Origin of the sequence: Nostoc sp. FACHB-110 (assembly GCF_014697425.1) — a bacterium.
Classification (GTDB): domain Bacteria; phylum Cyanobacteriota; class Cyanobacteriia; order Cyanobacteriales; family Nostocaceae; genus Nostoc_B.
On the sequence record NZ_JACJRU010000005.1, the window covers coordinates 122,185 to 134,664 of the forward strand.

A 12,480-nucleotide genomic window follows, 5' to 3' on the forward strand; every position below is an offset into this window, starting at 1 on the left:
TCTAAAAATTTGTTTTTTACAACAGATATATTAATAAACTAAAGGTCTTGCGCCACTCATTTGGCGCAAAGAATTAATGCAAGCCGGACAGTCACAACCAAATAAAGTCACAGCCATCTCGCTTTCTTGGTCACTGAACTCTAGCATTGGCACGTTATCGTTAGAAAATTCCACCTCAGCTTGCTTTGTCGGAATTTGTGCCAATACAGAAGCTCTAGCACACACTAAACCAACCTTGTGTTTGTTTCGGATACAAGATAAACGGTCTTCAGTACTTTTTACTACTGGCTCAGTTGCTTGTGCTTGATTAACCATCGCTGTCATAGACAGAACAGAGCTAATCAGCATAGGAGTTGAAAGTAAACTCAGTATGATTTTGTTCATTTCCTGGAAAAATAGTGCGGCTGCGGACAATACATTGATTAAATCTTACATTTATGTCGATCGTCCATCAGGAGTTTATCTTAACCAAAAAAAGACGCGTAATTAAAATAATTGCGGAAATCGGGTTTTCTCAAAAATAAAAGTAATGCTGATTTAATTGAAAGCTGAAGAATTAAAATTATTGTAATTCATTATGACACTCATAGATTATAACTAATGCTTGAAAAATGACCCAATATTTAAGATAAATAATCACATATTGCATTTACAAACCAATATTTTCCACTAGCCATCAGATAGATAAAATTAACCAAAAATCAGCATAAACTATAGATTATCAAGCAAAGAAAGTAACAAATTTAGGGTGTAACTGGATTCATAAGCAACCAAAAATTACCCAGAGTAAATTTAGATTCACTCTGGGTTTCTTTGCTATTATTCTTCAGACTTATTCGTTTTCAACAGCCTCTATTAAAGCCATATATTAAACTTCAGCACCCGCTTTTGGTTCAGCACCCATTGGGGAAACATAATCGCGGAAGAGATTAATTTGCTGTTCAAAAGCTAATTCTTTGACTTTCTCTAGCAATGTTTCTGCTTGTGAGGAAAGATTATAGCCAGCAGGCACAGGAATAATTACACTGCTGTCCATACCTTGAGATAAACGATACCAAAATAGCAGTTTAGTAGTATCGCCTAAAGAACCATATTCACGGCTAATTTGAGTATCGGCTTGATTAATTAAGTCACGTTGAACTTGTAGTTGTTCTTCATGGCTTAATTCTTTGACTTGATTAAATAAACCTTCAGCAATTTCCGGAGAAACCGTGCTAGCAGCAGGGGCGGCTGGAGTAACATCTTTACCCATTTCTTTATATATGAACCAGAATAAACCTAGTTGTTCATCTACATCTAATTTTCTCCAAGATTCGACACATTCACGAATTGTCGGGTCACTAGTTTGAGTATAAGTCATGACTAATTTGCTTGTATTTTATGATTGCCAATAGTCACCTTAACAAACAGGTATTTAATGTTTAACCCCACTAAAGACAGATGTCTCTTCACCAAAAGGAATCATCAATAAATAAAGCACAGAATTATCAAAATATATGGAATTTCAATAATTAATAGGTTATTGAGCAGCGAAATCTTACACCGGGTAGATAAAAATTAGAGGGTGGGTGAGATAGTCAACTATGAAGCAACTAACTTGGGATATATAAGGTTTAGACAAATATGTGAGTATCAGTAATTTATGGGGAAATCTAAGAATAACGTAGAATTTCTGCTGATTTGACTTTGTGATTAAGGAGCAAACCCTTGATACAAAAAAACTCCATACTATCGATATCTCACAAAAAAATTCCCGGCTCACGTAATTTACTAATTCGATTTATTGTTGGTGGGACAACCATTTTAGTCAGTATTTCGGCATATTTTAGCTATCAAGCTGCCAGAAATATGACACTCAAGGATTTAAGACAAAGTGCTTTTTTAGAAGTACAGAGAGGATCTGATGAAATTGAGGAGTGGTTACACGTCCGCCAAGTAGAAGTAGAAACCTTGGCTAATACTCCGACTGTGCGTTCCTTAAATTGGTCTGTTGCAGAACCTTATTTAACCGCAGAAGTTAAGCGGATCAAAGAATTTTTCTTTTTTCAAATGGTTAACCGTGATGGTTCATTTGCTAATACCAAAGTTGGGCGATCAAAGAAAAATATTCAAGATAGAGATTTCTTTCAAAAAGCGATCGCAGGTAAAAGCAATATTTCCGATCCCTTCATTAGCCGTTCTACAGGAATTCCCTTAATTGCGATCGCTACTCCGATTTGGGCAAATAATCCCCAAGTTAATTCACCCATCGGAGTTTTCCACGGTAATGTGACAGTCGATCACATCAAAGAGGTCGTCGATTCCCTGAAATACGGCCCCAATAGTTACGCTTTTGCGCTGAATTCTCAAGGACAAGCCATTGTCCATCCAAATTTAACTTTAATGTCCACCGTTGAAAAACCTGCACCTAGCTTACTCAACGTTGATGATTGCCATTTAAATGCGATCGCTCAACGGATGGTCAACAAACAGCAGGGAATTGAGTTGATGGAAATTGACGGTACATATAAATATGTAGCTTATCTGCCGTTAAAATATACTAATTGGTCAGTAGCTTTAGTCATTCCCCGCCAGAATATCGAATCTCGACTGCAATTTCTCGATGCGATCGCTTTAATTGTCGGTGGGCTGACAGTCACCATGATTACTGTCTTGTGGAGAGTCCAAGCATTTGAACAAGCTGAACTCAAAAAGTCAAAAGCCGCAGCTGATACCGCTAACCTAGCGAAAAGCGAATTTTTGGCTAATATGAGTCACGAACTGCGAACACCCTTAAATGGTATTCTTGGCTGCGCGCAAATTTTACTGCGTTCTTCAACTTTACCTGAGCCAGAGCAGTATCACGTCAATATTATTGAGCAATGTGGCTCCCATCTGCTGACTTTAATTAATGACATTTTAGATTTGTCTAAAATTGAAGCTAAAAAGCTAGAACTCCATCCTCATGATGTGCATTTACCTTCTTTTTTGCAAGGAATGGTGGAAATCTGCCAAATTCGGGCAGCACAAAAAGGTATTTTGTTTGTCTATCAACCCGCAATTAACTTACCCCCCGGGGTTCATATCGATGCCAAAAGATTACGTCAAGTATTATTAAATCTGCTGGGAAATGCCATCAAATTTACAGATGTAGGTCAGGTAAGTTTCCATGTGGAAGTGATCGAGCAACCCGCCAATGAGCAGCAGATAGTTAAACATCGGATTCGCTTTAAAATCCAAGATACAGGAATTGGCATAGCTCCGGCGGAGTTAAGCCAAATTTTTCTGCCCTTTGAACAAGTAGGTGAGAAAAAGCGCCAAGCTGAAGGTACTGGTCTTGGTTTAGCAATTACTCGGCAATTAGTACAGATGATGGGTAGTGATATCCATGTGCAAAGTCAAATTGGTCAAGGAAGTAGCTTTGGTTTTGAGTTAGAAATTCCCGCAGCCCATGATTGGGTACAGTCAGCAATGGCTGTCTCAGAGAAACAAATTATTGGCTTTGTTGGTGAACCTTACACTATTTTGATGGTTGACGATCGCTGGGAAAATCGTACAGTGATTACAAACTTACTGCAACCATTGGGTTTTAATGTCGTGGAAGCTAACAATGGTAAAGAAGGTTTAGAAAAAGCTCTGGCTCTCCAGCCGAACTTAGTTATCACAGATTTGCTGATGCCAGAAATGGACGGCTTTGAATTGATTCAACATCTGCGTCAAACCCCAGAAATTCAAGATGTTAAAATTATCGTCTCTTCTGCTAGCGTCTTTGAAGCCGACCAATATCGCAGTCTGCAAGCCGGCGGTGATGACTTCCTCAGCAAACCCATACAGGCTGACGAATTATTACGGCAATTAGCTAACCAACTAAATATAGTTTGGATTTACAAACAATCTCAAACTTCAGAGCCAACAACTAAAGAATCTACCACCGCAAATAGCCAATCTTCCCAATTCACTCCGCCCAGCCCAGAAATTTTGCAAGAACTAGTTACTTTAGCTAGTAAAGGTAACTTCAATGCCATTCTCAAGTGGGCCGATCAACTAGAAAATTCCGACATCAAATTTGCGCCCTTTGCTAACGAAATCCGGCAACTAGCAAGACAATTTGACGAAGATTTAATCCTTAATTTCTTGAATCAATATGCAGTGGAAAAAGTGTGAGAAATACTATGGCGGAGCCTTCTGGTCAAGGAATTATTTTAATAGTTGATGATAACCCGACGAATTTACAAGTGTTATCCAGCTTTCTGGATCAATCTAACTTTGAAGTCTGGGCAGCACGCAGTGGTGAAAAGGCCATTCAGCGATTAGAAAATGGTGATTTACCTGATTTAATTTTACTAGATGTGATGATGCCTGGTATGGATGGATTTGACACTTGTAAATATCTCAAAAATCATCCACGGATTCAAGATATTCCGGTAATTTTTATGACAGCCCTCTCAGAAACAGCCGATAAAGTTAAAGGGTTGCGATTGGGGGCTGTAGACTATATTACTAAACCTTTTCAGCAAGAAGAAGTCTTAGTCAGAATTGAAAATCATCTGCAAATCAGAAACTTAACTAAGTCGTTGATTGCCAAAAATAGCGAATTACAAAAAACTCAAACTCAACTGATTCAAGCCGAAAAAGTAGCAGCTTTAGGGCAACTCACAGCCGGAATTGCTCATGAGGTTAATAATCCCATCAATTTTATCGCTGGCAACTTAAATTTTGTCGAAAAATATGTAAAGCAAGTAATTAGTGTACTTCATCTCTATCAAAAACATCTACCTGAGCCACCAGATGAAATTAAAACCGCAATTTATAAAAATGACTTCGACTTTCTGTTAGAAGATTTATCAAATATTATTCATTCTATGCAAGTCGGTACAAGTCGAGTTACAGAAATAGTCTCATCTTTGAATAAGTTTTCTCGACATAGAGAAACAGGTAAGAAATTAGCCAATTTGTATGAAGGGCTAGAAAGTACATTGCTGATTTTGGGACATCGACTCAAAAGTAATGGTCATTATCCAGCGATTCAAATAATCAAAGAATATGCGGAATTGCCTCTGATTGAGTGTCTGCCTGGGGAAATTAATCAGGTATTTATGAATTTAATTTGCAATGCCATTGATGCTATTGAAGAAACATATAAAAATAAAGATTTGCATGAACTTGGACAAAAACCAGGCGTAATTAAAATTAAAACTGAGGCAAATCAAGAAAGAGTAATTATTAAAATTGCCGACAATGGCTCTGGTATTAAAAAAGTAGATGATTCTAAAATATTTGATGCCTTTTACACGACAAAACCTGTTGGCAAAGGTACAGGACTTGGCTTATCTATTGCTTATCAAATTGTGGTGAATAACCATAACGGTAAGCTGACATATAATTCTGTATCTGGTGAGGGCTTAGAGTTTGTGATTGAATTGCCAATTCGATAACAGCAATCGGAAATTTATCACATCATTACCGATGGATAGAGGTATTAGGAATTTTCCAGCTTGGCGTAAGCAGATTCAGTTTTTTGCTCACCTACTCTTACACCCCTAAACCTCTGACTACAACCATCGGTTTTTATCTGACTGGGGACGATTTTTACCGCATAGTCACGAATTCTTCAGCAGAACTAGGATGTATACCCACAGTGGCATCAAAATCGGCTTTGGTAGCACCCATTTTAACAGCGATCGCTACTCCCTGAATAATTTCTGCCGCACTATCACCAACCATGTGCGCGCCTAAAACCTTATTAGTATTTTGATCAACTATCAGCTTCATTAAGGTTTTTTCATCTTTACCAGGCAAAGTGTAATACATGGGGCGGAAACGCGATTTATAGATTTTAATCGCATCGCCATATTTCTCTCTCGCTTGGGCTTCCGTTAAACCAACCGTTGCAGCTTCGGGTGTGGTGAATACAGCTGTTGGCACATTTTCATAACTCATGACGCGAGGCTTGTTACCAAATACCGTATCTGCAAACGCCCGGCCTTCATTAATCGCTACAGGGGTCAGATTAATCTTATTTGTACAATCTCCTACTGCAAAGATATTTTCTTCATGGGTACGGCTGTACTGGTCAACGAGAATTGCCCCATCTCTGTGCTTCACATGAGTATTTTCTAAGCCGAGGTGCTGTGTATTGGGTTTGCGACCAACAGCAGCTAAACTGACAGCATCAGCAACTACTGTCTCGACTGTATCGCCACTAGCTTTCACTGTGACTTTTACCCCTGCTTCACTTTTCTCAATTGCAATTAGTTCGCTGTTATTGAGAATCCGAATACCGTGGTTAGTCATCCCCTGCTGAATTTCGTTGCGGATGTCTTCATCAAAACCACGTAAGATTTTTTCGCCACGAATTACCTGAGTAACTTCACTACCCATCCCGTGTAAGATACAGGCAAATTCACACCCAATGTAACCGCCGCCCAAAATCACGATGCGTTTTGGTTGTTCTTTGAGGTGGAAAATCTCATCCGAAGTGATGGTGTGTTCAATACCTAAAATATTTGGTTTAAAGGGTTTACCACCAACGGCAATCAAAACCTTATCGGCTGTGACTTGACGTTCCCCAACCATAATAGTGTGAGGGTCAACAAATTTACCGTATCCTTGCAACACCTCAACTTTGGAGTTATCCAACATTCGTTGATAAATCCCATTTAGGCGAATCACTTCATTGTTCACTGCCGTAATCATCTTTTCCCAATCTAAAACACTCTCGACAGGACTCCAGCCATAGCCTTGAGCTTCTTCAAATAAATCAGGAAAATGAGAGGCATAGACCATCAATTTTTTGGGAACACAGCCACGATTGACACAGGTTCCACCTAGTCTATCAAACTCGGCAAGCCCAACTTTAGCACCATATTCTGCAGCTCGCCTTGCAGTAGCAATTCCTCCAGAACCCGCGCCAATCACAAATAAGTCAAAATCGTAGCTCATGTCTTTTCCGTTAATAATTACTAATGCCTAATACGTAATTCGTAATTTTTACCTTAATTACGAATTACGTATTATCAATTGCAAATTATCTATTTATACAGCAACAGGTTTTTTAGCTTCTTGCAGGTAAGCCAACATTGTATCTGCATCTGAAACTTCAAATGGATCTATAGGGCAATTGTCTAAAAAACCTGGCTCAATGAAAATCTTTTCGATTTTGCCATCATCAACTACCATTGAGTAACGCCAAGAGCGCATCCCAAAACCCAAATTAGACTTATCAACTAGCATACCCATTTTGCGGGTAAATTCGCCATTGCCATCGGGAAGCAAGAATACATTTTTCGCGCCTTGTTGTTTACCCCATTGGAACATCACAAAGGCATCATTTACAGATATACAAATTATTTCATCCACACCCAAGGCTTTAAATTGATCGTATAGTTCTTCATAGCGTGGTAGGTGAGAGGTAGAGCAGGTAGGAGTAAAAGCCCCAGGTAGTGAGAAAACTACAATACGTTTGCCGCCAAAAATATCTTGAGTGGTACGATCTTGCCAACGGTAAGGGTTTGGCCCTGGTACAGACTCATCACGAACACGGGTTTTAAATACAACGTCAGGAACTCTTTCAATCACAGCCATATTTGCCTCTTAAGTAGTTGATGTGTGGACGGTTAATAAAATTTCGTTGCTGTAAATCAGAATAATTCTGATTTAAGAAAGATGCAATAGTCATAAATACTTAAAAGATATAAATAATTGAACTTAAGAATTGATAAATACGGGGAATGGGGAACAGGGAAAGGCTAATTACAGTATTTTGTGGATAGAGGCTGAAGGAATTACCTCATTGGGATAAAACTGCTGTAAGAATTTTCAGCACATATAGCAGTCCGTGTAGGAGTTATAAACACTACGCCCTATTTCTCATTCCCAGCTATAGCTTAAGTATTATGACTCCACTGAGCATTTGAATCTATAAATTATACCTATAGTCCGAGGCGAAAAATCTGGAATTGCCGACAATAGAGTTGTAGGAAGTAAGTAGTTAATCACTTCTGATACCTTCAGAAGTCCCTAATTATGAAAGCGATATTTTTGACAGCTGCCGCTTTAGTTAGTACCGTCACTCTAGCTACATCTAGTCCCGTCAAAGCAGAAAATCATAACCTAGTGCGACGCTTACAAGAAACTAGAGAATGTGCAGGCTGTAATTTAGCAGGCGCGAATCTGAAAAACGCTCACCTCATAGGTGTGGATTTACGAAATGCTAATTTAAAAGGAGCAAATTTAGAAGGGGCAAATTTAGAAGGTGCTGATTTAAGTGGTGCAAATTTACAGTCAGCTAATTTGAAAGAAGCTTTTGCGACTGGTGCTAGCTTTAATAATGCTAATCTCACCAATGCTAATTTGAGTGATGCCAAGTTATACAACGTTGAAGTTGATGGTGCGGTAATGGTTGGCACTAATATTAACGGTGCTGATGGATTTGATATCAATTTGGGTGTGGGCGGCGGAGAAGAATGATCGCAAATGGGTATGTAGAGACGCGGCATTTCGCGTCTCTACAGATTGTTTAAATACAAATTGGTTGCTAGAAGCGTAGCATTGCTACGTCTCTACTTATTTATGACCGTTGCCGTTGCCGTTGCCGTTACCGTTACTATGACCGTTAGTCAAAATGCGTTCGGCAAGTTTTTCGGGTACTTCTTGGAGATGGTCATATTCCCAATGGAAAGAACCAACACCTAAAGTGAGCGATCGCAACTCTACAATAAAATTCTGCATTTCTGCTTGGGGCAAGTAGGCAGAAATATTATCCCAACCTTGCCAATCTTGTCTGCCTTCATAACCGAGAATTTGTCCCCGTCTACCACTCAGCAGTTGCAGTACCTTAGCTGTAAATTCGCTTGGGGTTGTGACTTGCACCCGCAAAATTGGCTCTAACAGGGTGGGTTGGGCTTGGGGTATGCCTGTCTGCATTGCCAAACGCGCAGCTTGTTTAAAGGCTTGTTCGGAACTATCAACGTTGTGATAAGAACCGTTGGTGAGTGTCACCGCTACATCCACAACTGGGAAGCCTAAAGGCCCATGCGCGAGAAATTCTCGCACACCTATTTCTACGCCAGGAATGTACTGTCGGGGAACTACGCCACCAACAATGGTTTCTTTAAAGTTGAAACCTTCACCGCGCGGTAGGGGTTTGATATCTAGGAAAACATCACCGAACTGCCCATGTCCACCACTTTGATGTTTGTAACGTCCATGTACTGAAGTCACAGGCTTACGAATTGTTTCTTTATAAGGTACTTGCGGTAGATGGGTCGTCATCGGCAAGTTATATTTACGGCGCAGTCTGTCTAGGGCGACTTGCAAGTGAATTTCACCTTGTCCCCATAGAATTACTTCGTGGGTATCACCGTGCTGTTCCCAAGCCAGGGAGGAGTCTTCTTCGAGCAGCTTGGTAATTGCACTGCTGAGTTTTACTTCATCGTTGCGCTTTTCGGGTGTAATAGCTAGGGCATAGACTGGTTCTAACTGTTCAGCTTTGGGGAATTCTTTGGCTGATTGTGTGGATAGTGTATCTCCGGTTTTGATACCTTCCATCCGGCTTAAAGCAATGATTTCTCCAGCTACTGCTTCATTGACAGACTGCTGCTGTTGTCCCATGAGGCGATAAAGTCCACCCGCGCGTACACCGTTGAGGACAATACCATCGGTTAATTTACCTTGCCAAACTCGCACGAGTGAAAGTTTGCCACCTTGGGGAGTGTAATAAGTTTTTAATACCTGAGCTAGAGGTACTTGGCTGGCAATACCTTTTAAGCGACGTTCTGCTGTAGTTTCGGGTTCGGGTGCTTCACGTAGTAGGGCTTCTAATAGAGGTCTAACGCCATAATCTTGTTCTGCAATCCCAAAGAAGACGGGGACTACTAAATCTGCCCCTAATTCCATTTTTAAATCTTTGAGGATTTCTTCTTGGGGAGGTTCAATATCTTCTAATAATTCTTCGAGTAAGTGGTCATCAAAATTTGCTAAAGCTTCGAGCATTTCGGCTCGTGCAGTATGTTCTTCTTCTTTGAGATGTTCGGGGAAGGGAATTTGATCGGCTGGCGCGCCTGGGTGATATTGATAGGCTTGTTCGCTGACCATATCAATAAAGCCTGTGAGTTGTTCCCCTTGCATAATGGGGTATTGGTGCGCGACCAAAGGACGGCTAGAAACGGCTTTTAAGGCGTGTAATGTTTCTAAAACATGAATATTTGCCCGATCCATTTTGTTAACAAAGACAATATGGGGAATTTCCCAATCGTCTAAGAATTTAAATAGAGGAGCTAGGGTGAGGACGCGATCGCGTATGGGTTCGCAAACTACAATTGCCGCATCAACTCCCATCAAAGCATTGTAAGTTTCTTGGGCAAATTCTACGCTGCCTGGACAGTCAATAAAGGTGAACCGAGTCCCGTTATAATCGGTGCTGGCGGCGCTAACTTCTACAGTCATTTGGCGATCGCGCGATTCTGCTGCACTATCTCCAACTGTATTTCCCTCTTTAACGCTGCCTTTGCGAGAAATCGCCCCAGTTACGAATAATAGACTTTCTAGTAAGGTAGTTTTTCCGCTTAAATAAGGGCCGACAATTGCAACGTTCCGTGAACCCGATGTGACTTTTTCGGTCATACAACCTCCCTTGCGGTAAGTTATTCTTACCTGCACTACCTGTATGCTTCAGAGATAAATAATCCTTCTGTTGCAGGAGAATTATCCCTGCTTTAACTTGTCATTATCCTCCCTTTAATCTGATGCTCAAAAAATTGTAGTCACTCGTAAGATTTAACTTAAGAAAAGTTAAGTAAGCCAAACTTTAATGCAGATTCTAAAATATTTGTTAAAACTTAAAGTGAGTTAGAGGTTAGAGGTTAAAGGCTAGGGTCTAGCTAATATGATTGGGAACTGTTATAAATTATTGAAAATTAGACAATAAATGTCGCTATCATTCTCTAAATATCCCATAATTGGGTTAATAAATCTCATGCTATTGGGTGGTAGTATTTTGTTGCTAACTCCCAAAAGCTTTGCTGCTGACTCTGCTTTACTGCTAGCACAAGGCATTAATCAACCTGCTGTAGACTGGTTAAACCAAGGATTGCTAGCTATTCAAGCCGGAAGAATACAAGATGCGATCGCATATTTTCAAAAGGCGATTCAGCTAGATCCAAAATTAGCGGCAGCCTACTATAATTTAGGTCTAGCATATAGGCAATTAGGGCAATTAAAGCCAGCCGCCGATGCCTTTTATCAAGCAACCCAAGCCGACCCTCAGTTTGCGCCAGCTTTCGCCAATTTAGGCGGAGCGTTGTTAGAAGGTAACAATGTCCAACAGGCTAATGATTATTTACAACGGGCTATAGAATTAGACCCAAATCTTGGTTTTGCTCACTATAACTTGGGTTTGGTGAGACAACAACAACAAGACTGGGAACGAGCGATCGCATCTTTTAAAAAAGCTTCCGAATTTAGTAAAAATGCACCCGAACCCCATTATCATTTGGGTATATGTTATTTACAGCAAGGTCAACTAGATAAAGCCAAAAATGCCTTTCGCCAAGCTATCAAAATTAATCCTAAATATACCGAAGCACACTATAATCTAGGGACGATTTGGTTTAGTCAAAATAAATTGAAAGAAGCATTAGCAGCTTTTAGAAAAGCGGCTGAATCTAATTCTAATTATCCCAATGCTTATTATGGGGCTGGGTTAGTATTTATTCAGCAAAAAAAATATAGCGAAGCCGCACAAGTTTTACAATATGCCAGAAATTTATATAATGCCCAAGGAAATGTTCAATGGGTACAAAATACAGAAAAATTGTTACAACAAGTACAGAATTTAAATTACCAACCACGCTGAGGCAAGAAAGCTAAACATTGGTGAAAATAAGAGTAATGGGTAGACCTGGCTGATGTGGTCTAACATTAACCAGATGAGAATATACCAATGCAAAAACGCTTCAAGAGCCGATTTTTATTTTGCGATCGCTGGCTGGATAGACATTTAATTGCTCGGAACATGGAAGCTTTTCAAGACTTACTTGTAATTGTCTTGTGTTTAAGCTTATTTGTAGTCATGATCATCCAGATATGGGGCATATTTATCGCACTTACACAGACATTAGACTATAAACACGTCACAGCAAAAATACTGTTTGTCTTGATTTTAGTCGAATTATTTCGACTGTTAATGATTTACTTGCAAGAACACAGTATTTCTGTCGGTGTAGCCGTCGAAGTCACAATTGTATCAGTCTTGCGAGAAGTTGTTGTTCATGGAGCCTTAGAGATTTCTTGGATTCAAACAGCTGCAATTTGTGGTTTGTTATTTATCTTAGGTGGTTTATTAATCGTATGTGCCAAAACACCACATATGGACTGTATCAGTGCTAATACCAAATTCTGTCCTATTGTCTATCAAGGGAGTAGAGAAAAGCCAAAAGAACTAGAATTTCGGTATGCACATCAATGTGAAGAGAATCAACCACTAACATAAATTAGCCAACA

Annotated in this window: 10 protein-coding genes; 5 read left to right on the plus strand and 5 right to left on the minus strand. The window is 39.8% G+C overall.

The features are described 5' to 3' along the window. Nucleotides 1–30: 30 nt before the first annotated feature. Together H6G69_RS07540 and H6G69_RS07545 are read right to left on the minus strand one after the other, a co-directional pair. Entirely contained in the window at nucleotides 31–384 is a 354-nt protein-coding gene (locus H6G69_RS07540) for a hypothetical protein (RefSeq protein ID WP_190684036.1), read from the minus strand. Nucleotides 385–868: 484 nt separating this feature from the next. Further along, nucleotides 869–1,360, minus strand: a complete 492-nt coding sequence (locus tag H6G69_RS07545) for an orange carotenoid protein N-terminal domain-containing protein (RefSeq protein WP_190684037.1) — start codon at nucleotides 1,358–1,360, stop codon at nucleotides 869–871. 347 nt (nucleotides 1,361–1,707) lie between these two features. Between H6G69_RS07545 and H6G69_RS07550 the strand changes: the two genes are divergently transcribed. Both H6G69_RS07550 and H6G69_RS07555 read left to right on the plus strand, forming a co-directional pair. After that, complete coding sequence (locus H6G69_RS07550; protein ID WP_190684040.1) at nucleotides 1,708–4,143, plus strand: hybrid sensor histidine kinase/response regulator; 2,436 nt, start codon at nucleotides 1,708–1,710, stop codon at nucleotides 4,141–4,143. A gap of 8 nt (nucleotides 4,144–4,151) precedes the next feature. Next, complete coding sequence (locus H6G69_RS07555) at nucleotides 4,152–5,414, plus strand: sensor histidine kinase (protein ID WP_190684043.1); 1,263 nt, start codon at nucleotides 4,152–4,154, stop codon at nucleotides 5,412–5,414. Nucleotides 5,415–5,568: 154 nt separating this feature from the next. Here the strand turns inward: H6G69_RS07555 and gor are convergent, their stop codons facing one another. Together gor and H6G69_RS07565 are read right to left on the minus strand one after the other, a co-directional pair. Beyond that, complete coding sequence (gor, locus tag H6G69_RS07560) at nucleotides 5,569–6,921, minus strand: glutathione-disulfide reductase (protein WP_190684046.1); 1,353 nt, start codon at nucleotides 6,919–6,921, stop codon at nucleotides 5,569–5,571. 93 nt (nucleotides 6,922–7,014) lie between these two features. Beyond that, nucleotides 7,015–7,563: a peroxiredoxin gene (locus tag H6G69_RS07565; RefSeq protein ID WP_190684049.1), complete on the minus strand. Its 549-nt coding sequence runs from the start codon at nucleotides 7,561–7,563 to the stop codon at nucleotides 7,015–7,017. A gap of 441 nt (nucleotides 7,564–8,004) precedes the next feature. Between H6G69_RS07565 and H6G69_RS07570 the strand changes: the two genes are divergently transcribed. Beyond that, complete coding sequence (locus H6G69_RS07570) at nucleotides 8,005–8,448, plus strand: pentapeptide repeat-containing protein (RefSeq protein WP_190684052.1); 444 nt, start codon at nucleotides 8,005–8,007, stop codon at nucleotides 8,446–8,448. A 96-nt stretch (nucleotides 8,449–8,544) separates the two neighbouring features. Here H6G69_RS07570 and H6G69_RS07575 read toward each other — a convergent pair whose 3' ends face one another. Further along, entirely contained in the window at nucleotides 8,545–10,602 is a 2,058-nt protein-coding gene (locus tag H6G69_RS07575; RefSeq protein WP_190684055.1) for an elongation factor G, read from the minus strand. A 304-nt stretch (nucleotides 10,603–10,906) separates the two neighbouring features. Here H6G69_RS07575 and H6G69_RS07580 point away from each other — a divergent pair, with 304 nt between their 5' ends. Both H6G69_RS07580 and H6G69_RS07585 read left to right on the plus strand, forming a co-directional pair. After that, the gene (locus H6G69_RS07580) at nucleotides 10,907–11,833 is read left to right on the plus strand and encodes a lipopolysaccharide assembly protein LapB (protein WP_190684058.1); all 927 of its coding nucleotides are present in this window, start codon (nucleotides 10,907–10,909) and stop codon (nucleotides 11,831–11,833) included. Between the two features lie 87 nt (nucleotides 11,834–11,920). Further along, nucleotides 11,921–12,469 (plus strand): phosphate-starvation-inducible PsiE family protein, encoded by a 549-nt coding sequence (locus H6G69_RS07585; RefSeq protein ID WP_190684061.1) that lies wholly within the window; start codon nucleotides 11,921–11,923, stop codon nucleotides 12,467–12,469. Nucleotides 12,470–12,480 lie beyond the last annotated feature (11 nt).

Bases quoted from the DNA above. Each gene is read 5' to 3' on its own strand.
- H6G69_RS07545 (WP_190684037.1), bottom strand. From the start codon at position 1,360: ATGACTTATACTCAAACTAGTGACCCGACAATTCGTGAATGTGTCGAA.
- H6G69_RS07575 (WP_190684055.1), bottom strand. From the start codon at position 10,602: ATGACCGAAAAAGTCACATCGGGTTCACGGAACGTTGCAATTGTCGGC.
- H6G69_RS07540 (WP_190684036.1), bottom strand. From the start codon at position 384: ATGAACAAAATCATACTGAGTTTACTTTCAACTCCTATGCTGATTAGC.
- H6G69_RS07585 (WP_190684061.1), top strand. From the start codon at position 11,921: ATGCAAAAACGCTTCAAGAGCCGATTTTTATTTTGCGATCGCTGGCTG.
- gor (WP_190684046.1), bottom strand. From the start codon at position 6,921: ATGAGCTACGATTTTGACTTATTTGTGATTGGCGCGGGTTCTGGAGGA.
- H6G69_RS07570 (WP_190684052.1), top strand. From the start codon at position 8,005: ATGAAAGCGATATTTTTGACAGCTGCCGCTTTAGTTAGTACCGTCACT.
- H6G69_RS07565 (WP_190684049.1), bottom strand. From the start codon at position 7,563: ATGGCTGTGATTGAAAGAGTTCCTGACGTTGTATTTAAAACCCGTGTT.
- H6G69_RS07580 (WP_190684058.1), top strand. From the start codon at position 10,907: ATGTCGCTATCATTCTCTAAATATCCCATAATTGGGTTAATAAATCTC.
- H6G69_RS07555 (WP_190684043.1), top strand. From the start codon at position 4,152: ATGGCGGAGCCTTCTGGTCAAGGAATTATTTTAATAGTTGATGATAAC.